This window comes from Aeromonas sp. 95A (assembly GCF_051919235.1).
Lineage (GTDB): Bacteria > Pseudomonadota > Gammaproteobacteria > Enterobacterales > Aeromonadaceae > Aeromonas > Aeromonas veronii.
Window position 1 is genome coordinate 1,178,235 of sequence record NZ_JBQBFC010000001.1, and the last position, 25,678, is coordinate 1,203,912.

The window sequence follows — 25,678 nt, forward strand, 5'->3', positions numbered from 1 at the left end:
CCCCTGTATAATCCCCCCTCTTCCCGCAACCGGAACCCTGCCCATGTCACTGGAAACTGCCCCGCCCGAGGTAAAACTCGCGGTGGATCTGATTGAACTGCTGGAAACCAATGAGCTGGCCCCCGAGCTGGTGCTGGCGGCGCTGGCCATCGTAAAAAATGACTACGAGCGCAAGCTGGCGGAGGGGAAGGATCACTGATCCCTCCCCGCACTTTTTCCGCCTTATCTTGCCGACGTCAGTTTTTCCCCACAGACGTTTTTCCCCACATAGGCCACTCACTGCGGCCCCATCACCTCGTCACAGAGGGCGATCAGGGCCGAACTCAAGCGGCTGAGCGGTTCACCCCCATCCTTTGCCGCATGGAGTGCCAGCTCCACCGATGCCACCTTGGGCCACTGGGTCAGGGCCAGCTGATCGGCGGGCATCAGCCGCTTGGGCAGCAAGCTCACGCCAATGCCTGCGCTCACCGCCCCCTGCAAACTGGCGAGACTGGCGCTGACATAGGCGACACGCCAGCGCCGCCCCAGACCATCGAGCGCCTCGGTCATCTGCTGGCGATAGAGCCCTTCGCTCGGGAAGGCGACCAGCGGCAGCGGATCACGCCCCTTGGCCGGCCAGTCGCGGCTATCGACCCACACCAGCGGCTCACGCCAGCTGGCGAGCGGCGAGCCCTGTCCGCGCACCTGCTTGACCAGCGCCAGATCCAGCTCCCCCGCCGCAAAACGCTGCCAGATGTGGTGGCTCAGGCCGCTCTCCACCTCCAGCCGCACCTCGGGGTAGTCGCGGGCAAAGGCAGCCAGCACCGGGGTGATGGCACCGGCGGCGAAATCCTCCGGCACCCCGAGGCTGAGCGATATGCTCCCCTCGCTCACCTGCTCCTCGGCCTGCGCCAGCAGTGCCAGAATGCGGCGGGCCAACCCCAGCAACTGCTCCCCCTCGGCCGTCGCCACCACCTGCCGACCGGAGCGGTCCAGCAGCGGGCAACCGATCTGCTGTTCGAGCCTGCGCATCTGCTGGCTGATGGTGGATTGGGTCAGATGGACCCGTTCACCGGCCCGGGTGAAGCTGCCGGTGTCGATAATGGCGACAAAACTGCGCAATAACAGGGGATCCAGCATGGGGTGCTCCATTTACAAAACCACTGAAACCCATTCTATCATTTAATTTCCAAATGACTTTCGAGCCCGCTAGGCTGGCACTTTTGCCTCCTTTGACGGTGATCTGCCATGTTCAGCCCCGATGACTCCGTGTCCCGAGTGCCCCCTGCCTCTCCCAGAACCGGAAACAGCACCCGATGAATCAACGAAATGCGGATCAACCCGCAGGCCAGACTGCCCTGCTGGTGCTGGTGATCCTGATTGGCCTTAACCTGCGCCCCTTTCTTACCGCCATCGGCCCGCTGAGCGGCGAGATTGGCCGCGCCCTGTCGCTGGGGATGGACACCCTCGCCTGGCTCACCCTGCTGCCGCTCTGGCTGATCGGGATTGGTGTGCTGCTCACCCCCAGCCTGCGTAGACGCGCCAGTGCGTGCCAACTGCTGGGGGCGGCCCTGCTGCTGCTCGGTATTGGCAGTGCCATGCGCTTCGATGCCCAAAGCGGCAGCTTGCTGATCGCCAGCGCCGCGCTCTGCGGCCTTGGGTCGGCACTGGTGCAGGGGGTACTGCCAGCACTGATCAAGCAGGCCTTCGCCCGCAAGGTACCGCTGGTGATGGGGATCTTCTCCGCCTGCATGATGGGGGGCGGGGCGCTGGGGGCCAGCCTCACCCCAAGGCTGGCGGCGAGCCTCGACTGGTCGCGGGCGCTGGCGCTCTGGAGCCTGCCGGTGCTGCTGGCCCTCGTCTGGCTAGGGTGGAAAGTGCGTCTGCCACGGGCCGCCGCGGTCGCCATTCCCGATGGCGAGCAGCGGCTGATCACCCTGCCACGCAGCTGGTTGCTGATCGTCTGCTTTGGCATCATCAACAGCGGTTACGGCATCGTAGTGGCCTGGCTGGCCCCCGCCTATATGGCGCAAGGGTGGAGCGCCGCGCAAGCGGGCGAGCTGGTCGCCTGGCTGGCGCTGGCGCAGACCGCCAGCGGCCTCGTTCTGCCGCTGCTGGCGGCGCGCAAGATGGATCGGCGGCCCTGGATGGCGCAGGCAATTACCATGCAGCTGGCGGGATTTGGCGGCCTCTGGCTGGCACCAGCCAGTGCCCCGATTCTCTGGTGCATGCTGTGCGGCGCCGGTCTTGGCGGCAGTTTTTCGCTGATCATGGTGATTGCGCTCGATCACCTGCCCGACCCGCGCCGCGCGGGCACCCTGAGCGCCCTGATGCAGGGCTTCGGCTTTATGCTGGCCGCCACCGGCCCTTGGGTGGCGGCACGGCTCTATCACTATATGGGCGACTTTGCGACCGCCTGGCAGTGGCAACTGGGGGGCTTGCTGCTGATGAGCCTGCTGGTACTGCGCCTCGACCCGCGCCACTACCCCCGCGTCATGGGGTTAACGACCACCAGCGAGCCGACCATCTCGGTGCCCCTCCCAACCAGCTCTGCAGTCCAAAACAACACACCGGCCTGAGGCCGGTGTGTTGGGGATAACAGTGTTGAGGATGACAAGGTAGGCTGATGCCACTCAGAGGGGCAGCTCAGCGCCCCTTCTTCTGCCGTCCGGTGTTAGCGGTGCGCGGCTTGCCAGCGGCCGGTTTGCCTCCCTTGGGAGCCCCTTTGCCAGCGCCGCCCTTGTTGGCAGCACCTTTGCCCGCGCCACCCTTGCCCACCGGCAGCTTCTTCTCGAAAGCTTCCGGGCCCGGCACATTGGGACGCCCGCCAATCTCGTGATCATCATCGCGGCGCGGCTTCTTGCCCTGCCCCGGTTTGGCGCTTTGCGCCGCAGGGGCCTTGGCCGCCTTGGGTTTGTCGCCTTTGGCCGGTTTCACCTCGGAGGAGGAGTCCTCAATCAGCTTGAACAGATCGATCAGCTCATCGTCGGTGAGACCGCGCCACTCGCCCACCGGCAGCCCCTTGAGGCTGACGTTCATGATGCGGATGCGCTCGAGCTTGGTCACTTCAAAACCGAAGTGCTCGCACATGCGGCGGATCTGGCGGTTAAGCCCCTGCACCAGGGTGATGCGAAAGACGAACGGCGCCTCTTTCTTCACCTTGCACTTCTTGGTCACAGTACCGAGGATCGGCACCCCGGCCGCCATGCCGCGCACAAACTCGTCGGTCACCGGCTTGTCGACGGTCACCAGATACTCTTTCTCGTGATCGTTGCCCGCCCGCAGGATCTTGTTGACCAGATCGCCGTGGTTGGTGAGGAAAATCAGCCCCTGCGAATCCTTGTCGAGACGCCCGATGGGGAAGACCCGGGTGCTGTGGTTGACGAAATCGACGATGTTGTCCTTCTCGCCCGCCTCTGTGGTACTGACGATGCCCACCGGCTTGTTGAGGGCGATCAGCACCAGACTGTCCGCCTCGCGCGGCTCGATCACCTGACCGTTCACCTTGACCAGATCGCCAACCTGCACCTGATCGCCAATCCCGGCCCGCTTGCCGTTGATAAAGACATGGCCCTGCTCGATAAAGCGGTCGGCCTCACGGCGCGAGCAGATGCCGCTCTCGCTGATGTATTTGTTCAGGCGCATGGATTCGTTAGCCAGCATGGGGCACCTGCCACAGGGTCTGGGCCGCGCCCGGTTGTGCCATCGCCTGTTCCGGCTGCGCCGGGGAGGCTGTCTGCTGCATCAGCCAATTCACTACGTCAAAGTTCTGCATACCATTCCATCTTCAAAAAAGGCCAATGCCAGCTTATCCATCAAAAAACGCCGCTACAGTAGCATAATTGCCCCCTTTCAGGGGCAGATAGTTGCAAGATAGCAGCGCCCAAGCGGGCATCTGCGGATAAGTTCACGCCGCCAGATGGCCCGCGATGCAGCCTTCGAACGGCCAGCCTGATGCCAACGGCGGGATCAGGCGCCCACAGCCAGCGCCCCCTAACGCCATCAACTATACATATCACCTTGTTTCCATTAGGCTTTAAGTCGGTTGGCCGCGCCCAATGTGCTGCACCAAACTCGCCCGCCCAGAGGCGGATCCACCCCTATCGCCAAGGATTGCACCATGCTGGCTCACACTCGTCGCCTTGTTCGCCGTGCTCTGCTGACCCAGTTGCTGCTGTTGCTGACCGCGTGGGCGGTGATCGCCTACTTCGCCTGGCAGGCAGCGCCGCTGCAGCTGTGGCACACAGTGGTGCCCCCCGAACTCAGCGCCGATGAGCTCGATAGCAGCGACTGGCAAGCCTATCTGGCCCGCGAAGCAGAGCTGTTCGAGCTGGTGGCCACCGAGGTAGTCGCCAAAACGCCGCCGGAGCAGCAACTGGCCAGCAATCGCTACTATCAGGACGCCCCCATCAATCCCGCCCGCTTTCAGCAGAACTGGAACCGCTCCTACCTGCTGCGCCCCGAGGGGGAAGTCAAAGGGGTGGCGGTGCTGCTGCACGGCCTGACCGACTCCCCCTATAGCCTGCGCCATCTGGCCAGACGCTATCAGCAGCAGGGCTTTATCGCGCTGGGGCTGAGGATCCCCGGCCACGGCACAGTACCCGCTGGCCTCGTGGATGTGGATTGGGAGACCTGGCTGGCCGCCACCCGACTGGCGGTGCGGGAGGCCAGATTGCTGGTACCGGGCAAGCGGCCGCTGCATCTGGTGGGCTTTTCCAACGGCGGCGCGCTGGCGGTGAAATATGCGCTCGATGTGCTGGCCGACCCGAGCGGCACGCTGGCAAAACCGGATCGGCTGGTACTGATCTCCCCGATGATCGGGGTGACCCGCTTTGCCCGCTTCGCCGGGCTCAAGGCCGTGCCTGCCCTGCTGCCCGCCTTTGCCAACGCCGCCTGGCTCGACACCATGCCGGAGTTCAACCCGTTCAAGTACAACTCGTTTCCGGTCAACGGCGCGCGCCAGTCCTACCGCCTGACCCACGCCATCCAGCAGCAGGTGCGCCAGCTGGCCGCCAGTGGCGAGCTGGCGGCGTTTCCCCCCGCACTCACCTTCCAGTCGGTGATGGACTACACCGTCAGCACCCGCTCCATCATTGCCGATCTCTACCACTACCTGCCGGCCAACGGCAGCGAACTGGTACTGTTTGATATCAACCGCAGCACCCTGTTTGGCCCGCTGATGAGCTCGGCCTCCGAGCTGGCGCTGCACCGCTTGCTGCCAAACGCCCCCGAGCACTATCGCCTCACCGTGGTGGGCAATGTCGACCCCGCCTCTCCCGCGACGCAGGCCAGAACGCTGGCCAGCGCCGATCAGCCTGAGCAGCTCCGCCCGCTGGGTATCGATTATCCCAAGGAGATCTACTCCCTCTCCCATGTGGCGCTCCCCTTCCCGATGGACGACCCCCTCTATGGCATGGCGGCGCGCCCGCAGCAGTGGGAGCAATACGGCATCAATCTCGGCGGTCTGGCCCTGCGTGGCGAGCGCGGCGTGCTGATCGTCAACCCCGGCGCCCTCACCCGCACCTCCTCCAACCCCTTCTACCCCTATCTGCAGCAGCGGGTAATGGAGACCCTCACCGCCCCTCCCGTGGCTCGGTCTGCAGCCGTAACCCCTGCCAGCAGCGGTCAACCTGATGCGGCCTATCAGGCAGAAGTGGAGCAGTTTTTACAGGAGAGCGACGAGAGCAGCGCGCCTTTCTAGGCTATATACTTACTGTGATGAAGATATAATCTCAAATTTTCTCAACAGTTTAAGACCAGTGCAGTGTCCCGTCGTTACCAGTTGACCGATGCACAATGGGGGCTTATCGAGCCCCTTTTTCTATCCCACCGCATAAGAGGACGCCCTACTCGTGAGCCACGCCAAGTGCTTGATGGCATTCTCTGGATACTTCACACCGGCGCACCTTGGCGAGATCTGTCATACAACACCTTTCGACGTTGGCTGAGTACAGGTCGTATCGATACCATCCTTGCTGCGCTGCAACTGCATCTCAATGAAGAAGGGCTTATCGACTTCGACCTGTGGTGCATTGACGGCTCCAATGTCAGAGCATCCAAAGATGCTGCCGGAGCGCGTAAAAAAACACTCCGGTGAATCAAGCTCTTGATCGCTCTCGTGGTGGTTTTGGCAGCAAAGTTCACTTGGTCACTGATAGTAATGGTTTGCCGTTGGGGTTCTGCTTTTCAGCGGCAATCAGATATGCGACAAGTGCGTTGGCTATGAAAAGGATTCCGACCTCATCAGGCCGCTATCGCACGCGGCCAGCAGCGATACAATAAGGAACTTCCGCTGGTATTAGACAAAGTTCGTTATCGTAGGCGAAATGTGGTCGAGCGGTGCTTCTGATGGCTGAAGAAGTTTCGCGGATCCTCAATGAGATATGAAAAGCTGGCTTTCTGCCTTTGTAACTCACGGGAACTATTGGTGGACAGACAACCAGCATTTGGAGAACACCGCCTAGCAAGGAGGTGATGAGCGCAGCAGGAAGAAGTTGGAGAGTTGCACAAACTGGGTGGCACTTCTGGCGTGGAAAAAATCGAGATCCTGCACGATACACATTAAAAATCCGAAACCAATTAACAGGTTTCGGATTTTTTATTGAAGGTCAAAAACACGCTTACGGGCGGTACACCTTGACGTTGTCAAAGCCCTTCTCTTTCAGATAGAGCGCCTGCAGCTTGCTCATCACACCGCGATCGCAGTAGAGCAGATAGGTCTTCTCTTTGGGCAGATCGCCAAAGGCGGTGGCCAGCTTGAAGAAGGGGATATGCAGCACTTCACGATTTTCCACCACCAACGGTTTCTCGTCGTGTTCATCGGCAGAGCGGATATCCAGGATCACCTCGTCAGCGCCCAGCACCTGAGTCGTTTCCACCTCTTGGACTTCAGCGGCAGTCTCTTCACCGATACGGCGGATATCGAGGTAACGGGCCTCGGAGACCACCTTGTCCAGAATGGCGAAGTCGAAGTTGCCCTCCTCCTCTTCAATGCGCGTCAGATCGGCCTTCACGGTCGGCTTTTTGGAGATGACCCCACAATACTCCGGCATGGTCTCGGCAAACTCCAAAGTGCCGATGCGGCGGGCTTCACTGATGATATCCGGCTTGTCCCAAGTAATGAGCGGGCGCAGGATCACCTTGTCGGTCACCCGGTCGATCACGTTCAGGTTGGTGAGAGTCTGGCTCGATACCTGACCCACACACTCACCGGTCACCAGCGCCGGGATCTGGAATTCATCGGCCACCTTGGCGGCAGCACGCATCATCATCCGCTTGAGCACCACGCCCATCTGACCGTTGTCGATCTTCTCGAGGATCTCGGCAACCACCGGCTCAAAGTCCACCGCGGTGAAACGTACTCGGTGGGAGGAGCCGAAACGGTTCCACAGGTGATAGGCCACCTGCTTGACGCCGATCTCGTGGGCCGCACCGCCCAGATTGAAGAAGCAGTAGTGCACACGGCAGCCGCGCTTGATGAACTGGAACGACGCCACGCCAGAGTCAAAACCGCCGGAGAGCAGGCTCAGCACATCTTCCTGGGTCGCGATGGGCATGCCGCTCAGGCCCTGATGGATGGCGCTGACGATAAAGAGCTCCTCACCGTCGATCTCGAGGTTGATCTTCACATCCGGGTTCTTGAGGCGCACACCATTGCTTTCGCAGTGCTGATTCAATCCACCGCCCACGTAACGCTCAACCTCGAGGGAGGAGAACTCATGCTTGCCGTGGCGCTTGGCGCGCACGCAGAAGGTTTTGCCCTTGAGCTGGTCGCCCCATACGGCTTTCACCTGCTCGAAGATGTCGTGCAGATCGGTAAACTTGCTGGCCTGAACCTCGAGGAAAGCCTGAATGCCCGGAATACAGGCCAGGGCTTCGATAGCCTGCTCGCGGAACTGGTCATTGCGGGAGCTCACAATCAGCTTGTCCCAATCCATCCGTACGCGGGCATCGTCGTCGAAGCGGCGCAGGACATTGCGGATATTGCCCTGCAGGATCTTGATAAAGCGCTGGCGAACCGACTTGCTCTTGATGGTGATTTCCGGGAACAGCTTGATAATGAACTTCATGGTAATGACTCGGGTGACCTTGATTTAAGGGCGCGAATTATATCAGAACTTTGTGGCCAGCGCCTACTGGATGAGCGTTTGCTCACATTACCCCACGCAGTGTTTGCCGTGCAGCGCCAATCTTGCGTATATTCCCGACCCTGCGCCTCGCCAGATTTTTGACAACAGACTGATCCGATGAAGACCTACATCTACTACCCCGGCATGGAGGTACGCGACGAGCTCTGGCTCAAATTTGCCCTGCTCTATCTGGAGCGGCTCGCCTTCGTCTTCACCGTCAGCGAAAAGAGCGGTCTCACCGCCCTGCTCGATACCCTTCAACAGCAGACCGATCTGCTGGCCGAGCGGCCCGATGCCGCCTTCTTTGCCGCCATTACCCCGCAACTGGAGAGCCAGATAAGCGGCCTGGTGGCCCCCGATTTCGTCCGCCACAAGGTGTTTGGCAACAAGGAGCTGATTGGTCGCTGGCGTCAGGAGGCCAACCACGACTGCTTCTGCCCGGATCAGGTGGGGCTGGAGCGGCTGCACGGCTTTTGCCTGACTCACGGCTTTGCGACCCGGGATGAGGGGGGGATCAGAATGGCGCGACGCTTTGCCAACCTGATCTCCATGCGCCTTGCCCGTGAGTGGGCACTCGCCAATGACGGGGCGCTTATTACCGATCACGACTATCTCGACCGCCTGCTCCATCTGCTCGAATCCCGCTACCACAATCGCGGCGGTCAGGATTGCTTCCTCCTCGAGATCCCGTTGCAAGTGCCCACTCACCTGGCCGACATTCCGTTTGCAGAGCTGATTGCCCTGCGCGGGCGCAGCGGCTTTCGCCAGCAGTTGGCCGAATTTCATCTGGCCCTCGACAACCTGCTCACCATGCTGGGTAGCGGCTATGCCGACCCGGCGGCCCTGACCCGCTTTGAGCAGGCTCAGCAAGGGCTCAATCAACTGCTCGGGCCCGAGACCCTCAGCATGCCACTCACCACCCTGGTCAGCACCAGCCTGCCCGCCGTAGCCATGCTCCACCAGTTAAAAGCAAGCCATCCCGAAAGCGACCTCATCTTCCATCCCATCAAGAAGAGCCACTTTCACCAGCGCAAGAGCCAGCACTTCTTCACCCGGCTCGGTCATCTGCGCCAACCGGGCTGAACCGGCGGAATGAAAAAGGGGTTGGCATCTGCCAACCCCTCTCGTTTTCTGCAGCCTACCAATCATCACCACGATGATTGGCCCGCTCTTGTGCGTCACGGCGCGCTTCCATCGCCCTGTCACGGCGGATATTGGCAGGGGTACAGGCAAACTGTTTCTGATAACAACGTACAAAACTCTCGGAAGCGGGTTCGAAAGGTGAATAGAACCCGGTACGTTCAGGAGAAACATGGTGATCACCATGATTGGTAGTGGCACAGCCCGAACTCATCAGCACCAGCAAGGGACACAGAACACGCAGCAAAAGAGAACTCCCGATTGGATTTGAATGAATTCGTAATTATTCACAAATTAATTCATCCAATCAAATATTGATGCATTTCAAATAGTTAATTACATTCACCTCAATGGCTGTCGGCAAAACGATCAACGGGTGATGGTGCTGGCATCACTGTCAGGATGCACCACACGAAACTCGATACGATCGCTGTTGCCCGCTTCATCGACCACCACCAGCTGATAACGACCCGCCATACTCAGCACCTGATCCCCGTCCCAGCGCAGTCGCTGGCCGTTGAGAAACCAGGCCGACTTGCCGACACCGCCCAGCACCTTGGGCTGCAACCGATAGCGCTGGCTGCGGATAAGGTTGCCCTCCCCCAGCGCCACGATGCGAATGGGAGCCTGCAGCTCGGCACTCTGCCCCTCCCCTGCACAACCGCTGGCCAGCAGCGCCTGCCGTCGCTCGCCGGGGGACCGCCACGGCTCCAGCGACAATGGCCAGAGGGCCCGAAAACCGGATTGCGCCGCATCGGGGCAACGGGTCAGCGTCGGCTTGCCCCCGGCGGTCAGTGCGACCTGGCGCAGCGGCGAGGGCCAGTCCATGGGATCCGGCAAGGTGGGAGGATCACGCCCTTCCAGCAACCAGGCGCTCTGATGCTGCAAACAGGCTTCAGGCAGGGTCGCGCTGGCCTTGCGCCCCAGCGGCCAGCAGATCTCTGCTTCGCTCACCGTGTTGGGTTGTGCCGGCAAGGGGCTGTTGTCCGAGAGCCGCGAATAGACAGAGAGCAGCAGCGGCACCGCCGCGCTCTGCCCGTAAAAACCGGGCATGGGGGTACCGTCGGGGCGACCAAGCCATACGCCTATGGTCCAGCGACCGGAAACCCCCATCGCCCAGCTGTCGCGATAGCCATAGCTGGTGCCGGTCTTCCAGGCCAGTCGATTGACCCGGCCGGTCGCCTCACTGGCAAAGGGCTGATCAGCCCGCCCCTGCGCGCTCAGGATCTGCCAGATGATCCAGGCCGCTCCCGGGCTCAACAAGGGGCGCGACACCGCCTGCTGCCCCGCCAGCCAGACCGGCATGGCCACCTGCCCCTGTCGAGTGAGCGAGCTGTAGAGCGCGACAAGCTGCTCGAGCCGAATACCCGCCGCCCCCAGCGCGATGGCCGGATTGGGTTTGTCGGAGAGCGCCAGCCGCACCCCGGCATTGTCGAGGCGGCTGACCAGCTTGTCGGGCCCGAGCGCCTCCAGCACCTGCACCGCCGGCACGTTGAGGGATTGCTGCAGCGCCTGAGCGAGGGTCACCGGCCCCTGAAAGGCGCCGGAAAAGTTGGCGGGGCGATAATCCGAGCCCAGCCTTGGCGCATCGGAGAGCAGGGAGGCCGAGTGCACCAGCCCCTCATCCATCGCCAGACCGTAGATAAAGGGCTTGAGGGTGGAGCCGGGAGAGCGGATTGCCTGCACCATGTCGAGGTAACCGTGGCGACGCAAATTGCCATACTCGGCGCTGCCCACATAGGCGCGTACCGCCATGGTTTTGTTATCTACCAGCAGCAAGGCGGCAGAAGTCTGCTCGGGGAAGCGGCGAATGTAGCTCGCCACCCGTCCCTCCAGCCAGCGCTGTAGATCCCCGTCGATGGTGGTGTGCACCAGCGCCCCGGTCTGATTATCAGCGGCGAGGCGGGCAAAGAGCGGCGCCTCCATCGGCGTGAAGTGACCGCGGGCCAGCACCGGCTCGATACGTCCCTCCAACCACACCGGCTCGGGCCAGACACCCTGAGCCACCAGTCGCTGCATCACCTTGTCGCGGGCGGCGCGGGCCCGCTCGGGATGGCGATCTGGTCGGTTGCGGCTGGGGGCCTGTGGCAGCACCGCCAACAGCGCCGCCTCGGCATAGGTCAGCTTGGCCGCACTCTTGCCGAGATAGGCAAAACTTGCCGCCTGCACCCCCTCTAGGTTACCGCCAAACGGCGCCCGGTTGAGGTAGACGGTGAGCAGGGTGCGCTTGTCGTAGTGCCACTCAAGCTGCAGTGCGCGCGCCATCTGGCGCAACTTGCCGGGCACGCTCCGGTGGTAGGGTTCGATAAGACGCGCCACCTGCATGGTGAGGGTCGAGCCGCCCGACACAGCCCGCCCATAGCGCAGCCACTGCCAGACCCCGCGCACCATGGCCACCGGATTAACCCCGGGATGGCGCCAGAAATGGCGATCCTCGTAACCCAGCAACGCCTCGATATAGCGGGGGGAGACCTGCTCCAGGGTCACGGGGTAGCGCCACACGCCGCTGGTATCGGCAAAGGCGCGCAGCGGTCGCCCTTTCATGTCAAGCACCACCCGTGCGTAGGCGGGGTCTAGTGGCGGCGGCGGGAAAATGCGATCCAGCGCCAGCAATGACAGCAGCAGTGCTACAACTCCCAGCACCGAAAAGTGCAGCAAGCGCGGCAGACCGCCAAGCCAGCGCCAGCCTGCGCGGCCACTGCGACCCAGGCTCAGCCAACCACGCTGCCAAAAAGTGAGCGGGCGAACCCGCTCAAGGGAGGGTTTGTTACTCAGAGATACGCACCTCGTGGATATCCTCACCCACAGCCCGCAGTTCAGGCCGGTACATATCCTCCACCTGGGTCGGTGGCACCTGATAGCGGCCCGGCGTCACCGCCCGCATCAGGTAGACCAGTTGCTGGTTGCTCCCCTCGCTCAGCTCCAGCGCTGCCGTGTAGCGGTCATCGCGAAACTCCTGATGCTTGAGATAGTCGTTCCACTCGCTCTGCCACGCCGGTTTCCCCTCGATGGAGAGCTCTTCGAGCTTGATGCTGTTGCCAAGGGCTGGGTTCTCCAGCTCGAAGCCAGCGGGCACCATCTCCACCAGCAGGGCATCGGGCACGGCAGATTCGCTGCTGACATTGAGCCGCACCACCACCAGATCGCCCACCTTCACTTTGGCCGGGTCAAAACGCTGACCGTCGCTGTTGAACCAGCTGCGGGTCACACTCATCCCTTTGCTGATCCGTGCCGGTGCCTGTTCGGGGTAGCCGACCAGAGTGCGCTGCACATAGAGGGAGCCCTTGCCCTCGTTGGTGATGGCGCTCGCGGCCAGTGCCTCGGGGGAGCCCTGCTGCAGCGAAGCCGAACCGCTCAGGGATCCACTGCCAAGAGAGGAAGTTACCTTGGCCTGCCAGTCGACGGCAGGATCGAAACGGGCGAGTCGCAACAGAGCGAGCCGCTCCTGAGTGCTGAGCCACTGACGGTGAGCCAGGGTATCGGCTACCTTGGCGCTGAGATCAGGCCAGCGCTCCGCAGCCAGCTTGTGCTGACGAAGCAAGGAGAGCTCAAGGGCCTGATCGCGCAGCGGTGAGCCGTAATCCCCCAGATAGTCATCACCGCGCTCGGTCGACAATGCCCGGCTGAGGGCCTTGGCGGCGTTCTGCTCATCCCCCATGGCCGAGAGCGCCAGCGAGAGGTGGAGCAGCGGCAAACCTGAGCGGGCGTGATCGGCCTGCTGCTCCCAGATAAGGCGCAAGGTAGCGAGCGGCGCCTTGCCCACCCGGGCCAGCACATAGGCGCTGTAGGCCTGATAGGCCAACCGGCTGTGCTCGGGGGCACTGCTCCAGCGCTCACCATACTGACTGTCGGTGAGATAGCTTTGCAGCCGGTTCAGCGCCTGATTGAGCATCGCCTCCGGCACTGCGTCGCCCGCCTCCTTGCGCGCCAGCAGGTAGTCGGCGGCATAGGCGGTGAGCCACTGCTCTTCATCGGAGCGACCATCCCACAGACCAAAACCGCCGCTGGGCAGTTGCAACCGCTGCAGCCGCTGTAGCAGGGCGCGCTGCACGTCTGCCTCGCTCGCCGCTTTCTTGCCCTCTGCGGGTCTGCTCCAGGCGGCCCGCTCATCGGCCGTGGTCAGCAAGTAAGGCCAGGCACGGGACAGAGTCTGCTCCAGACAGGCGTAGGGGTAGTCGGCCAGTGCCTGCCACTGGGCAGCCGGATCCCAGGGGGGAGTACCGGAGAGGCTGAGCAGCCCCTGCAGATTGGCGCGATCCAGCCCGGCCAGCTCACCTTGCGCAAAGCTCATCTGTTGGCCGGGGGACAGCATCTGGTAGCGCTGGCGAGTCTCGGCAGGCCAGGGGGAGCGCAGCGGCAAAGTCCAGTCGCGGCTGATGGCAAAATCCTTGCCGCTGGCCGCCAACTGCAGGCTTGCCACGCCGCTCGCCCCGGTCACGGTGAGCGGCAGGGTCAACCACTGCTCCTCGCCATTTTTCAGGGACAGGGTGCCGGGCAACTCACCGTTTGCTTTCAACCCACCATTGAGGGTCCAGACAAGGGAGAGGGTCTGATCCTCACCGCTCATGTTGCGCAGCTGCACCAGCGCCCGGGTCTCATCCCCTCTGGCGCCAAAGCGCGGCCAGCCAATTTCGGCCACCAGCGGCGCCACCACCTTGACGGCGCGCTCGGCTTCACCCACTTGCTGTTCGTTCCAGGCCAGCGCCATCAGCGCCAGTTCGCCGTTGAAGTTGGGCAAGTCGAGCGGGATCACCGCTTTACCCTGCTGGTCAAAACTCACCTCGCCGCTCCAGAGCGCAGCTATCTCGACCCGGCTCTCCAGCGCGCCACCCTTTTTCAGCGGCGCCCGATCGCCCCCGTAGTTGAGGCGGGCCAGCTTGCCATCCTGCGGCGGGATCACCTGGCCGTAGTTGTCGAACAAATCTTGGGAGAAGCGCTTGCGACCAAAGAAGATCTCGAACGGATCGAGCGGCTGATAATCGCTGATATTGAGCACGCCCCGATCCACCGCCGCCAGTACCACACGGCCTTGGCTATTGGGGGTCGAGGTGGCGGTCACTTCCAGCCGGGTAAGCGGCACGGCTTTGTCCGGCGCGCTCAGGGTAAGCGGCAGACGGCGCGCTTCCCGATCCAGGGTGAGCGGCACCAGTCCGACCGAGCGCAGGCTCTGCCCCTGCTGGCTGCTGACCGGTTTGGAGGCGCTGTCTGGTGCGGCGATCTGGGCCGAAATGTGCAGATCATGACGCTGCCACTCGGGGCTGACCGGGATCTCGAACTCGCCGCGGGCATCCTTGGCATCGCCACCGGCCCCCTTGAGCTCGATACGCTGCCACCAGCGCAGGCCGTCGCCATCTTCCACCATAAGCAACCCCTTGCCGGGGCGCGGGGCCACCAGCGTCACTTTGGCCTTGTCGCCCGCCTGATAGGCGCGCTTGTCGAGGGTGATGGCAATCTTGTCAGGCCGCGCCTGCTCGCCACCGCCGCCCCAGGCGTAACTGCCGATCTCCACCCGCAGGCTCGATTGATGGCCCTGACTGTTCTCCACCTCCAACCGATACCAGCCCGCGGCGAGTTGCAAGCTTAGGGGGGTCGGCCCCTTGCCGTCCAGCTGCAGGGTCTGCTCCTGCTCCAGATAGGGCTGGCTGTTGAACTCGTACTTCCACCCCTCGCCATCGGCGTAGTGCCAGTAGTAATCGCGGTACTCGTTGATAAGGCGCACTTTCACCGTCCCCGCCACCGGTTGGCCTTGCTCATCGAGATTGAGGATCTGGAAGGGCAGAGGCTTGCCACCCTCTACCCGATCCGCTACGAAGTCGGCCTTGAGCGCCGGCCACTGACTGCCTGCGGGCCAGCCATACTGGGTGCGGCTGCGATTGACGGCGCGGCCACCGGGTTCGGAGAGCGATACCCGATAGGCCACCTCCAGCGGCCCGAGGGCACGCACCCCGTCGAGCTCATCAGCAAGCGAAAAAGTCCCCTGCCCCTGCGCATCGAGGGTGAGACTGAGGGGCTCGAGATCCTTGGCCTGCTCGGCAAGCAGCACGTCACCCAGCGTGAACTCCTGCCACTGGGTAAAGGGCATGGTGGCGCGGCTGATCTTCACCTCTGCCTTGGCCTTGGTGGCGCTCGCTGGCGCACCGTAGAGATAGTCCCCCTGCAGTGGCAGAGTCAGGGCTGCGTCCAGATCCGTGACTTCGCCATCCGGCCCCTTGCCAAGCTGCAGTTTGAGCCGTTCCGGCAAGAACTCCTCCACCAAAAAGGGCCACTCAAAGCGGCTGCCAGCGGCGGTCTTGAGGTTGATGGTCCAGCGCCCGAGCGGCGCATCATCCGGCAAACGCAGACCGTAGTGGGCGGCGCCCAAATTGTCCGGCAGCAGCCGTTTCTGCTCGAGCAGCTGGCCGTCCGGCTGCTTCACCTCCAGCTCCACTGCCATACCGGGCAGCAGCTGGCCATCCTGCCCCTTGAGCAGGATCTCGCTGTCGAGCCGCTCGCCGGGGCGATAGAGATCGCGCCCGCTAAAGAGATACAACTGCTGGGCCTGCCAGGGCTGGGTGCCGAGATCGAAGGTGGAGAGATCGAGCGCAGCCCCATCGAGGCGCAGCACCGCCAGATGCTTACCCTGCTCGGCCAGCAGCAGGCGAACCCCCTGCACCTGATCGAAACGGCGATGGCCCTGGGGATCCGTGGTTTGCACCTGCAGCCGGTTGCCCTTCTCGTCGAGCAGGGAGAGCTGCACATCCTTGAGCGGGTCGGCGCTTGCCAGGGAGCTCACGAACACCTCCAGCTGATCGCGGTAACGGCGGACACTGAGCCCCATGTCGCTCACCGCAAAATAGGTGGTCTCCTTGCGCCAGTCGTAGTTGCCAAGGGGGGACATCACCGCAAAGTAGACGCCAGCCTCGGCCAACTGCGGCTCTTTCACATTGATGAGGCGGGTCTCGCGCCGGTTGGCATCGAGCTCCAGCGCATAGCGGCCACTGAATACCCGCTTGGCCCGCTGGGTGATCTGCTCAAGCTCCCAGTTGCCCATGCCGGAACCGGGGCGATATTCCGCCAGAAAACGGGGCAGATATTCCGAATCGACCCGAAAGAAATCGATATTGACCTCGTCCACATTGACCGCGCTGATGGGCAAGCGAAGTTCCTGACGCAGCGGCAATACCATGCCACTGGCGGTAAAGGAGGCTCCCGCCTCCAGCGGCCGGGTCTTGAGGGTCCAGCTCTGAGGGGATGGGCCCAGCCCCGCCTTGAGGCTCACTTCATAGCTTTTATCGGGCTGAACGTTCGGGAAATAGAGGGTGCGACCATCGTCGGCGAGGATCCACTCCCCCTGCACCTGCTTGCCCCCCTCACTGACCGCAAGCCAGCTCTGCCAATTGGCCTTGGGCGCCAGGGGGCCGGAGAAGACCAGCGCCAGCGCCGGGGCATCGCGATATTGGCGGGCATTGGCCTGCACTACAGAAGTTGGCGCCCCGGTCTCCTGCTGGGCTGTGGATTCTGTGGTCGATATTTGGCTGGTGGGCTTGTCAGGGCCGCAGCCAGACAGCAAACCGACCACCCCGCAAAGCAGCAGGGCCGAGCAGCGGCGGCGCAGAGCACCGGTTTCAGCGGTAGAGCGGTGAGAAGCAGAGGGAGTGTCGAAGAGGCGCATAGGTTCCATCCCGAGTTGGAGCGTTGCAAACGCAGCGTGGCTGGAAACAGGATAAGGCATCCTGCTCACCCGACACAAAGCTCATTACCCGAATGGGCACAATTCCGCGCCCCTGCAGCACGAGAACCCCCTTGCCCACTGATCCAGTGCGGCAAGGGTTGTCATCTAGTCGTGGCTGGTCTCGTTTTTTGCTCCGCCTTTGAACCAGCGAAACAGGATGGCCATGACGGCCGCCAGAAACAGCACCAGCGAGGTAATCAGCAGGGCCCGGGTCAACAGTTCGCTGTGGTGGAGGAAGAAGGGTGTATTCATCGCCAGTTTGCCCACCAAACTGAGGCAGAGCGCCCACATAAAGGCACTGGCAAAGCTGGCTACGCACATCCGCAGCACGCTCAGGCGGCCAATCCCCATCAGCATGGGGGTCAGCACCCGCACAAACGGGATAAAACGGGAGGAGAACATCGCCAGAAAACCGTACTTTTTCAGCAGCCGGGTCGCCTTGGGCAGGCTGTCGGGAGGCAACATCCGTTCGATATGATCCATAAAGCGGGTGCGCTGCAGTGCCCGTCCCTGCCAGTAGGCGAGCACGGAACCTATGCCAGCAGCCAACGGCAGATAGACAAGAGTCACTTCGGGGCCAAACACCCCCATGCCCACCAACCCACCGGCCAGCAGTACCAGGCTGTCCCCCGGCAGGGGCAGGAAGACGAATGCGGACTCCAGCAGCAGTACCAGCATCAGGCAACTGATCAGCAGGGGTACCGCCTGCATCTGAACCAGGGCGTCAAAATCCTGATGCCAAATGGCCATCAGCATATCCAGCATGTCACTCTCCCTACTACACGGTTCATCATGAACGAGGCAGGGGTTATAGCACCCATCCCCTGAACAAAACGTTAATTTTGTCCGGCACAGGAAATAAAGTGTGTCGAAATATTGCTGCAATTAGGGAATGCAAGGAGGGCGAAAAGCAGAAACAAAAAGCCCCTCATCTTGCACGCACAAGGGAGAGGGGCAAACAGGCACAGAAATAAAACGGTTACTCGGCGGTGGCCATCTGCCAGGTTTTGAAGCCGCCGGAGAGATTCTTCACTTTAAAGCCGTGTTGGCTCAGCAGGCGACAGGCGACATGGCCGCGCAGCCCGACCTGACAGCTGATCAGCAGCTCTTTCTCTTTGGGCAACTCATGGAGGCGACCACGCAACTCGTCGAGGGGGATATGCAGCGCCCCCGGAATCCGCCCCAGCTTGTCGAGCTCCGGGCCATTGCGCACATCCACCACCAGCTGATGGGGGTTACGAGCCTGCACCTCGGCCACGTGGCAGAGCAGGGTGTCCCCTTTCAGATGGTTGCTTGCCACAAAGCCCGCCATGTTGATCACATCCTTGGCCGATCCAAAGGGCGGCGCATAGGTGAGCTCCAGATCCTGCAGGTCAAACACGGTGAGACCGGCGCGCTGGGCCACCGCCAGCACGTCGATGCGCTTGTCGATGCCATCCTTGCCGATGGCCTGGGCACCGTAAATCTTGCCATCCGGGGCAAACAGCAGCTTGAGGCTGACCGGATGGGCACCCGGGTAGTAACCGGCGTGGCTGCCCGGATGGACATAGACCTTCTCGAACGGCAATCCCAGTTGCACCAGTCGCTTCTCGTTGAGGCCGGTGCTGGCCACCGCCAGATCGAACAGCTTGCAGATGGCGGTCCCTTGCGTCTTCTTGTAGGTTTCGCTTCGGCCCAGCATATTGTCGGCGGCGATGCGCCCCTGCCGGTTGGCCGGGCCCGCCAGCGGGATCAGCACAGATTCGCCGGTGACGAAGTCAATCTCTTCCACCGCATCCCCCACCGCATAGATGAAGGGATCCGAGGTACGCATCCCGGCATCCACCTTGATGCCGCCCCGTGGGCCCAGCTCCAGCCCCGCCTTGGCGGCGAGCAGGGTTTCCGGCTTGACGCCGATGGCGAGGATCAAGAGACCGGTATCAAGATGGGAACCGTCATTGAGGGTCAGGCGCAGGCCACCGCTTTTGGCGGTCGGCACGGCGGAGGTTTTCTCGGCAGGCAGATCCAGACTCTCGATGGCGGTGAGGCCGGTGCGCAGGCGCAGGTCAATCCCCTCTTCCCGGATGCGGGCATGGAGCATGTTGGCCATCTCCTTGTCCACCGGCGCCATCACCTGATCGGCCAGCTCCAGCAGGGTGACATCCAGCTTGCGCTGATGCAGCGCCTCCATCATCTCCAGCCCGATAAAGCCGCCGCCCACCACAGTGACGTGGCGCGGCTGATCGTGATGCAGGGCCGCCAGAATGCGATCCATGTCCGGGATGTTGCGCAGGGTATAGACATGGGGGCTGTCGATACCGGGGAAGGGAGGACGGATCGGCGCAGCCCCCGGGCTCAGCAGCAGCACATCGTAATGCTCGCGCTGCTCTTCACCGGTTTGCAGGTTGCGCACCAGCAAGGTCTTGCCCGCCTTGTCGATCTCAATCACATCGTGGAAGACCCGCACATCGACGTTGAAACGGCGCTTGAAACTCTGGGGAGTCTGCAGCAGCAAGGCATCCCGGTCGGGGATATCGCCCCCGATGTGATAGGGCAGACCGCAGTTGGCGAAGCTGACAAACTCGCCCCGCTCGAACATCACGATCTCCGCCTCTTCACTCAAACGACGAGCACGAGCCGCCGCCGATGCGCCCCCCGCGACACCACCGATAATCAGGATCCGTTTCATCTGCAAGACTCCTCATACATGATAATGGGCAATAAATTAGGCTTTTCTAATTTAGAATTCAATGAAATTTTGTTTCACACCATTTTGCAGTATTCTTGCAACCCCGACGGTTGCTTAACAGGATGTTGTTTGTTCATGTCGTCTACCGCACTCAGTCATCTTCCTCCTGCCCTCCAGACGCCGCTCTTTTTCCGTCTGGATCTGCGCAGTCAACGGCTGGTCGCCCTGACCGACGTGATGCAAACCCCGCTCTACTGGCTCGATGAGCCGCGCGCCCCCTGGCCTGCCCAGCTGCCCGATGCCCTGCGCCTGCCCATCGAACAACTGCTGGCCAACGGCCATGGTGGCAAGATCACCGTGCGCTTTGCCAGCCAGTTGTGGCATATCGCCCTCGCTCACGAGCAGGATGGCTTCTGGCTCATCTGTCTGCAGAACCTTCGCCAGGAGCCCATCGCCGATCTGGCATTGCAACTGCCGCGCCTCAGCCAGATGGCGAGCCAGCAACAGTATGCGCCCCTGCTCGAGGCCCTTAAAGAGAGCTTGGGGGCCGATCGGCTCATCCTCTGGCACTATCAGGCCAACGGCGATCTCGGCAGCGAACAACTCACCCCTGTGTTCACCCTGGGGGTCGAGGCGATCTATCCCATTCGCGGCGACAGCCGCTATATCCGCGCCCTGCGTACCCGCAAAGCGTTGAGCTTCTCGGAGGCCGCCCACCAGCCGATGCTGAGCAATCACCTCTATCTGACCAGTGCCGGTGTGCGCTCACGCCTCGATGGTGCCTTGCTGGAGCAGGACAAGCTGTTCGGGGTGCTGAGTCTGGAGTATCTCGATCCCACCCCGCTTAGCGAGGAGATGTTGCAGCTGGTGCGCAGCAGCGCCCAGCTGCTCGGCCACTGGCAACCGCAACCGGAAGAGCACCGCGCCGAACTGGCCCTCCCGCCCGAACTGCACCAGCAGACCGGCATCGACTACTGCAAGACGCTGGTAAGCTGGGCCATGAGCGCCAGCGGTGCCCGGGTGGGCTGGATCGGCGAGTTCCAGCCCCGCGGTCAGGATCTCTGGATCATCCCCCGCTGCGTCATCAACGAGGAGATCTGCTCCACCCTCAAGCCCATCCAGCTCGACCCCGGCCCCGCTCAGGAGCTGTTCCAGCATGGTCAGGCCATCTATGTGGAAGATCTGCCAGTGCGCTATCCCAAGGCGACCCGGCTGCTGGCCCTCAATGCCAGCGCCTACATCGGCATTCCGCTCCATGGCCAGAGCGGCGCCCCCATTGGCCAGATCACCCTGCTGCTCGATACCCCCCTTGAGGAGCCCGAACAGCTGCTGGATCTATTGAGCAGCCAGCACGAGCGGGCCGCCATCGAACTCAAGCGACTCGCCACCGACGATGCCCTGCGGCTGGCCGAGGTAGCCTTTAATACCCACGATGGGCTGATCGTGATGGATCACAACGGCATCATCCTCAAGGTCAACCACTCCTTCAGCCGGATCACCGGATTTGGCGAGGTAGAGGTGATCGGTCACTCCATTCGCAAGCTGCGTCCCACCTACTACGGGGATCATCTCAAGGAGGATGTCAGCCGCACCGTCAACGAGCAGGAGTTCTGGCTCGGTGAAGAGCGCTGCCTGCACAAGGATGGTCACCTCTTTCCGGTGCGCTTGATGGTGAACGGCGTCAAGGATGAGCAGGGGGAGCTCAGCCACTTTATCTGCAGCTTCTACGACATCACCCAGGAAAAAGAGGCGGCCAGACATATCGAGCAGCTCGCCTACTACGACGATCTCTGCGGTCTGCACAACCGGCGCAGCCTCAACCATATTTTGCAGCAGACCCTGAGCGCCTCCAACGGCCAGTGGGGCGCCCTGCTGCTGGTGGATCTCGACAACTTCAAGTCGATCAACGACTCCCTCGGTCACGCCTGCGGCGATCTGCTGCTGCAAGCCGTGGTGCAGCGTTTCAGGGAGCTGCCGCAGGACAATCTGGTGCAGGCGCGCATCTCGGGGGATGAGTTTGCCCTGCTCTTTACCCAGCTGGGACAAGGGGAAGTCACCGCCAAAATTCTGGCAGAGCACTTCGCCCGCGAGCTGATGGGGCTGTTTCGCACCCCGTTCGACATCGGCGATCACAAACTGCACTGCAGCGCCTCAGTGGGGATCAGCCTCTTCTCCGGCAACGAGACGGATCATCTGGTCCTGATGCAACAGGCCGACACCGCGACCCACATGGCCAAGCGCGCCGGTCAGGGCCACTACGTCTTCTTTACCGAGGCGATGGCCCAGCATGAGAAGAACCGGCTGACCCTCACCAATGAGCTGCGCGATGCCCTGCGTCATCACGAGCTGCAACTCCACTACCAACCGCAATACCGGGTCGACAATGGCTCGCTGTCGGGTATCGAGGCGCTGCTGCGCTGGCAGCGCAGCGACGGCACCATGGTGCCACCCGGGGAGTTTATCCCCATCGCCGAAGAGACCAGCCTGATCCTCGAGATCGGCTACTGGGTAATGAAAACCGCCTGTGCCCAATACAGCTTCTGGCTCAACCGTGGCCTGCAGATCCCCCATCTGTCGGTCAACGTCAGTGCCCGCCAGTTCCACACCCAGGGCTTCGTACAACAGGTGGAGTACATCTTGCGCGACACCGGTGTGCCCCCTTCCCGCCTGCTGCTGGAGGTGACCGAATCGGTAGTCTTGGAGAATCGGCAGGAGAGTATTGCCAGAATGCGCCAGCTCAAGGAGCTCGGCATCCTCATCTCCATCGATGACTTCGGTACCGGCTACTCGTCGCTGGCCTATCTGCGGGATCTGCCCGCCGACGAGGTGAAGCTCGACAGAAGCTTCATTCAGACCCTGGTACACAGCGAACAGGACAGAGCCATCGTCAAGGCAATACTCGATCTGGCCCAGGTCTTCCGTTTTACCGTCACCGCCGAAGGGGTGGAAGAGGAAGCGCAGCTGGCCATCCTCAAAGCGCTGGGATGCCAGCATTATCAAGGGTTTCTCACCAGTCGGCCGCTCACCGTCAAGGGGCTGGAGCAGCTGCTTGGCAGCCGGGCGCCGGACTAAAGGTGTAGGATCAATAGGGGTTTATGTAATAAAATAACGGCCTGCTCGAATCGTTGGAGTTGTTTATGTCTGTCATTAATCGGATCCCTGCCGTTGAAATCAGCCAGCCAGCCGGAGCTCACGGCACCGTTGGCCGGATCCATTCCGTCGAAACCTGCGGCACTGTCGATGGCCCGGGAATACGCTTTATCGTATTCATGCAAGGCTGCCTGATGCGCTGCAAGTACTGCCACAACCGCGATACCTGGGATACCGAAGGTGGTCGCGAAGTGACCGTACCGGAGTTGATGAGTGACATCACCAGCTATCGCCACTTCATGAATGCCTCCGGCGGTGGTGTGACAGCGTCCGGCGGTGAAGCCATGCTGCAACCGGCTTTCATTACCGAACTCTTTACTGCCTGCAAAGAGAAAGGGATCCACACCTGTCTCGACACCAACGGCTTCGTCCGCCATCTCGACGAACAGGTGGACAAACTGCTCGACCAGACCGATCTGGTGCTGCTCGACATCAAACAGATCAATGACGAGAAACACATTCCACTGACCCACGTCAGCAACAGATACACCCTGGAGTTTGCCCGCTATCTGGCGGCCAAAGGCAAGACCATGTGGATCCGCTACGTGGTGGTACCGACCTGGAGCGACGACGACGAGAGCGCCGAAGGGCTGGGTCAGTTTATCGCCGAGCTGGGCGAGAGCGTGGAGAAGGTGGAGCTGCTCCCCTACCATGAGCTCGGCAAACACAAGTGGGATGTGCTGGGCGACCCGTACGAGCTGAGCGGGATCAAGCCCCCCAGCAAGGAGACCATGGAACGGGTCAAGGGCATCCTCAGCAAGTACCACAACAACGTCAAATATTGATGGTAAAAGCAGGCTGACTCGTCAGCCTGCTCTGCTATGGGGCGGTCGGGAAGGCCGCCCTGACTCTACTGCATGAATGGACGACAAGATGAGTGAAGGACAACTCGCCGCCCTCCTGATCTGGCTGGTACTGCTGGCCTTCAGCCTGCGCCGCTCCCTGTGGCAAACCCTCCATGACAACCCCCTCTATCAGCACCTGTTGCTGGGCAGTGCCATCGCGCTGGTGCCGCTCTGGTATCTAAGGGCCGGTCTGCATGAGGGGCTGGAGGTCCATTTTCTCGGGCTCACCTCCCTCACCCTGCTGCTGGGCTGGCGGCTGGCGCTGCTCGCCCCCTGTCTAACCCTGCTGGTGCTCGGTTACTTCGGCGTCACCAATCTGGCCGATTTTGGCTGGCAGGCACTGGTTGGCATCGCCCTGCCGGTAGCCACCAGCTGGCTGCTGTTTCTGGCCAGCTGGGCCTGGCTGCCGCGCCATCTCTTTGTCTATATCTTCGTGGCCGCCTTTCTCGGTGGCGCCATCACCATCTCGGTCAAGGTGGCCGCCAGCGCATTGCTGATGGGGCTGAGCGACAGCTACCCCTGGCACACCATCACGGCGGATTACCTCTCCATCTGGCCACTGCTGCTGTTCCCCGAAGCTCTGCTCAACGGCATGGCGATGACGGTGCTGGCCATCTACCGCCCTCACTGGGTCAATACCTTCTTCGACCGTACCTATCTGGGCAAGTAACGCTCTCTTTCCTGATCTGCGCCCATAAAAAAGGAGAGGCCATCGCCTCTCCTTTTGGTATTCCGAATTCTGTCAAACCTTGGCTTAGTGCAGCTTTAGGGTCGGGCGCAGTACCCGGTTGATGCGACCCACCAGCATGATGAGGCCGGTCTTGACGTAGCCGTGCAGGGCGATCTGGTGCATCCGGTAGAGGGAGATGTAAACCAGACGGGCAATGTAACCCTCGACCATCATGGAGCCGCGCATCAGGTTACCCATCAGGCTGCCCACGGTGGAGAAGCGGCTGAGGGAGACCAGCGAACCGTGGTCGTGGTAGAGGTAGGGCTTCATCTCGCCGCCGTTCATCTTGGCCAGAATGTTCTTGAACGCCTGGCTGGCCATCTGGTGGGCAGACTGGGCGCGCGGCGGCACAAACTTGCCATCCGGCTGCGGGCAGGCAGCGCAGTCACCGATAACGAAGATGTTCTCATCACGGGTAGTCTGCAGGGTCTCTTTCACCACCAGCTGGTTGATGCGGTTGGTCTCAAGACCGGCGATATCCTTCATGAAGTCAGGTGCCTTGATACCGGCCGCCCACACCATCAGGTCAGCTTCAATCAGCTCGCCATCCTTGGTGTGCAGACCATCGCTGGTCGCTTCGGTGATCATGGTGGCGGTACGCACGTCCACACCCAGCTTGACTAGCTCCTGATGGGCGGCGCCGCTGATGCGCTCCGGCAGAGCCGGCAGAATGCGCGGGCCCGCTTCCACCAGGGTCACCTTCAGGCTGTCGGTGGTGAGGTTCTTGAAGCCGTAGGCGTAGAGCTGCTCGACCGCGTTGTAGAGCTCGGCAGAGAGCTCAACGCCGGTTGCGCCGCCGCCGACGATCGCAATCTTCACCTTGTCGCCCGGCTTATATTCGGTGGCGAACTGCAGGAAGCGGTTCATCATGCTGTTGTGGAAACGGTGCGCCTGGGAGGGGCTATCGAGGAAAATACAGTTATCCTTGATGCCCTTGGTGTTGAAGTCGTTGGAGACAGAACCGATGGCCATCACCAGATAGTCGTAGGGCAGTTCGCGCTCGTTGACCACGATGTCGCCATTGTCGTCGTGGATCGGGGCCAGCACGATGCGTTTATCGTCACGCTTGATGTCGGTCAGGGTGCCGAGCTGGAAGTCGAAACCGTGGTTCTTGGCGTGAGACTGGTAGCTCAGGGCATCGATGCCCGCGTCCATAGAGCCGGTGGCCACTTCGTGCAGCAGGGGTTTCCACAGGTGGGTGCGGTTGCGATCGACCAGAGTGATCTTGGCCTTGTTCTTCTTGCCAAGCTTGCGACCCAGACTGGTGGCCAGCTCCAGGCCACCGGCGCCGCCGCCTACAACGACAATATTCATCATGATGATTTT

Annotated in this window: 17 protein-coding genes and 1 pseudogene; 8 read left to right on the forward strand and 10 right to left on the reverse strand. The window is 61.8% G+C overall.

Annotated elements, in window-relative coordinates:
- The first annotated feature begins 43 nt into the window (after positions 1-43).
- Positions 44-199, forward strand: a complete 156-nt coding sequence (gene rsmS / locus ACTG2U_RS05125) for a pleiotropic regulatory protein RsmS (RefSeq protein WP_005337582.1) — start codon at positions 44-46, stop codon at positions 197-199.
- Between the two features lie 77 nt (positions 200-276).
- On the opposite strand, the gene ACTG2U_RS05130 is transcribed toward rsmS, so the two are convergent.
- Positions 277-1,119: a LysR family transcriptional regulator gene (locus tag ACTG2U_RS05130; RefSeq protein WP_201960469.1), complete on the reverse strand. Its 843-nt coding sequence runs from the start codon at positions 1,117-1,119 to the stop codon at positions 277-279.
- Positions 1,120-1,295: 176 nt separating this feature from the next.
- Between ACTG2U_RS05130 and ACTG2U_RS05135 the strand changes: the two genes are divergently transcribed.
- Positions 1,296-2,558: a cyanate transporter gene (locus ACTG2U_RS05135; RefSeq protein ID WP_429014048.1), complete on the forward strand. Its 1,263-nt coding sequence runs from the start codon at positions 1,296-1,298 to the stop codon at positions 2,556-2,558.
- 67 nt (positions 2,559-2,625) lie between these two features.
- Here the strand turns inward: ACTG2U_RS05135 and rluF are convergent, their stop codons facing one another.
- Together rluF and ACTG2U_RS05145 are read right to left on the reverse strand one after the other, a co-directional pair.
- The gene (gene rluF, locus ACTG2U_RS05140; protein WP_429014046.1) at positions 2,626-3,642 is read right to left on the reverse strand and encodes a 23S rRNA pseudouridine(2604) synthase RluF; all 1,017 of its coding nucleotides are present in this window, start codon (positions 3,640-3,642) and stop codon (positions 2,626-2,628) included.
- The gene (locus ACTG2U_RS05145) at positions 3,632-3,754 is read right to left on the reverse strand and encodes a hypothetical protein (protein WP_265176566.1); all 123 of its coding nucleotides are present in this window, start codon (positions 3,752-3,754) and stop codon (positions 3,632-3,634) included. The genes rluF and ACTG2U_RS05145 overlap by 11 nt, the downstream gene beginning before the upstream one ends.
- A 345-nt stretch (positions 3,755-4,099) precedes the next feature.
- Between ACTG2U_RS05145 and ACTG2U_RS05150 the strand changes: the two genes are divergently transcribed.
- Together ACTG2U_RS05150 and ACTG2U_RS05155 are read left to right on the forward strand one after the other, a co-directional pair.
- A complete protein-coding gene (locus ACTG2U_RS05150) occupies positions 4,100-5,680 on the forward strand; it encodes an alpha/beta hydrolase (protein WP_439974143.1) in 1,581 nt (526 codons plus the stop codon).
- A 63-nt stretch (positions 5,681-5,743) separates the two neighbouring features.
- Positions 5,744-6,454 (forward strand): annotated as a pseudogene (locus tag ACTG2U_RS05155) (IS5 family transposase).
- A gap of 145 nt (positions 6,455-6,599) precedes the next feature.
- On the opposite strand, the gene thiI reads toward ACTG2U_RS05155, so the two are convergent.
- Positions 6,600-8,048 (reverse strand): tRNA uracil 4-sulfurtransferase ThiI, encoded by a 1,449-nt coding sequence (gene thiI, locus ACTG2U_RS05160; protein WP_042083806.1) that lies wholly within the window; start codon positions 8,046-8,048, stop codon positions 6,600-6,602.
- A gap of 177 nt (positions 8,049-8,225) precedes the next feature.
- Between thiI and ACTG2U_RS05165 the strand changes: the two genes are divergently transcribed.
- Complete coding sequence (locus ACTG2U_RS05165; RefSeq protein WP_257687580.1) at positions 8,226-9,191, forward strand: hypothetical protein; 966 nt, start codon at positions 8,226-8,228, stop codon at positions 9,189-9,191.
- Between the two features lie 55 nt (positions 9,192-9,246).
- On the opposite strand, the gene ACTG2U_RS05170 is transcribed toward ACTG2U_RS05165, so the two are convergent.
- From ACTG2U_RS05170 to ACTG2U_RS05190, 5 genes are all read right to left on the reverse strand, one after another.
- Entirely contained in the window at positions 9,247-9,495 is a 249-nt protein-coding gene (locus ACTG2U_RS05170; protein ID WP_081849369.1) for a hypothetical protein, read from the reverse strand.
- A 122-nt stretch (positions 9,496-9,617) separates the two neighbouring features.
- Positions 9,618-12,050, reverse strand: coding sequence for a penicillin-binding protein 1C (pbpC, locus tag ACTG2U_RS05175; protein WP_335812406.1), 2,433 nt, complete (start codon positions 12,048-12,050; stop codon positions 9,618-9,620).
- On the reverse strand, positions 12,016-16,899 hold the full coding sequence (locus ACTG2U_RS05180) for an alpha-2-macroglobulin family protein (protein ID WP_439974144.1): 4,884 nt from the start codon (positions 16,897-16,899) through the stop codon (positions 12,016-12,018). The genes pbpC and ACTG2U_RS05180 overlap by 35 nt, the downstream gene beginning before the upstream one ends.
- A gap of 165 nt (positions 16,900-17,064) precedes the next feature.
- A complete protein-coding gene (locus ACTG2U_RS05185) occupies positions 17,065-17,724 on the reverse strand; it encodes a DedA family protein (protein WP_005353037.1) in 660 nt (219 codons plus the stop codon).
- A 214-nt stretch (positions 17,725-17,938) separates the two neighbouring features.
- Positions 17,939-19,627: an FAD-dependent oxidoreductase gene (locus ACTG2U_RS05190; protein WP_005344666.1), complete on the reverse strand. Its 1,689-nt coding sequence runs from the start codon at positions 19,625-19,627 to the stop codon at positions 17,939-17,941.
- A 135-nt stretch (positions 19,628-19,762) separates the two neighbouring features.
- On the opposite strand from ACTG2U_RS05190, the gene ACTG2U_RS05195 reads away from it, so the two are divergent.
- From ACTG2U_RS05195 to ACTG2U_RS05205, 3 genes are all read left to right on the forward strand, one after another.
- A complete protein-coding gene (locus ACTG2U_RS05195) occupies positions 19,763-22,699 on the forward strand; it encodes a sensor domain-containing phosphodiesterase (RefSeq protein WP_335812403.1) in 2,937 nt (978 codons plus the stop codon).
- 65 nt (positions 22,700-22,764) lie between these two features.
- Positions 22,765-23,562: a pyruvate formate lyase 1-activating protein gene (pflA, locus tag ACTG2U_RS05200; protein WP_115521007.1), complete on the forward strand. Its 798-nt coding sequence runs from the start codon at positions 22,765-22,767 to the stop codon at positions 23,560-23,562.
- A gap of 88 nt (positions 23,563-23,650) precedes the next feature.
- Positions 23,651-24,292, forward strand: coding sequence for an energy-coupling factor ABC transporter permease (locus ACTG2U_RS05205; protein WP_005361550.1), 642 nt, complete (start codon positions 23,651-23,653; stop codon positions 24,290-24,292).
- An 84-nt stretch (positions 24,293-24,376) separates the two neighbouring features.
- On the opposite strand, the gene ACTG2U_RS05210 is transcribed toward ACTG2U_RS05205, so the two are convergent.
- On the reverse strand, positions 24,377-25,669 hold the full coding sequence (locus tag ACTG2U_RS05210; RefSeq protein WP_005333998.1) for an NAD(P)/FAD-dependent oxidoreductase: 1,293 nt from the start codon (positions 25,667-25,669) through the stop codon (positions 24,377-24,379).
- Between the last annotated feature and the right edge of the window lie 9 nt (positions 25,670-25,678).

What these genes read in the sequence shown, in the direction of transcription:
- rsmS (WP_005337582.1), top strand. Translation starts at nt 44, where the DNA reads ATGTCACTGGAAACTGCCCCGCCCGAGGTAAAACTCGCGGTGGATCTG.
- ACTG2U_RS05130 (WP_201960469.1), bottom strand. Translation starts at nt 1,119, where the DNA reads ATGCTGGATCCCCTGTTATTGCGCAGTTTTGTCGCCATTATCGACACC.
- ACTG2U_RS05135 (WP_429014048.1), top strand. Translation starts at nt 1,296, where the DNA reads ATGAATCAACGAAATGCGGATCAACCCGCAGGCCAGACTGCCCTGCTG.
- rluF (WP_429014046.1), bottom strand. Translation starts at nt 3,642, where the DNA reads ATGCTGGCTAACGAATCCATGCGCCTGAACAAATACATCAGCGAGAGC.
- ACTG2U_RS05145 (WP_265176566.1), bottom strand. Translation starts at nt 3,754, where the DNA reads ATGCAGAACTTTGACGTAGTGAATTGGCTGATGCAGCAGACAGCCTCC.
- ACTG2U_RS05150 (WP_439974143.1), top strand. Translation starts at nt 4,100, where the DNA reads ATGCTGGCTCACACTCGTCGCCTTGTTCGCCGTGCTCTGCTGACCCAG.
- thiI (WP_042083806.1), bottom strand. Translation starts at nt 8,048, where the DNA reads ATGAAGTTCATTATCAAGCTGTTCCCGGAAATCACCATCAAGAGCAAG.
- ACTG2U_RS05165 (WP_257687580.1), top strand. Translation starts at nt 8,226, where the DNA reads ATGAAGACCTACATCTACTACCCCGGCATGGAGGTACGCGACGAGCTC.
- ACTG2U_RS05180 (WP_439974144.1), bottom strand. Translation starts at nt 16,899, where the DNA reads ATGCGCCTCTTCGACACTCCCTCTGCTTCTCACCGCTCTACCGCTGAA.
- ACTG2U_RS05185 (WP_005353037.1), bottom strand. Translation starts at nt 17,724, where the DNA reads ATGCTGGATATGCTGATGGCCATTTGGCATCAGGATTTTGACGCCCTG.
- ACTG2U_RS05190 (WP_005344666.1), bottom strand. Translation starts at nt 19,627, where the DNA reads ATGAAACGGATCCTGATTATCGGTGGTGTCGCGGGGGGCGCATCGGCG.
- ACTG2U_RS05195 (WP_335812403.1), top strand. Translation starts at nt 19,763, where the DNA reads ATGTCGTCTACCGCACTCAGTCATCTTCCTCCTGCCCTCCAGACGCCG.
- pflA (WP_115521007.1), top strand. Translation starts at nt 22,765, where the DNA reads ATGTCTGTCATTAATCGGATCCCTGCCGTTGAAATCAGCCAGCCAGCC.
- ACTG2U_RS05205 (WP_005361550.1), top strand. Translation starts at nt 23,651, where the DNA reads ATGAGTGAAGGACAACTCGCCGCCCTCCTGATCTGGCTGGTACTGCTG.
- ACTG2U_RS05210 (WP_005333998.1), bottom strand. Translation starts at nt 25,669, where the DNA reads ATGATGAATATTGTCGTTGTAGGCGGCGGCGCCGGTGGCCTGGAGCTG.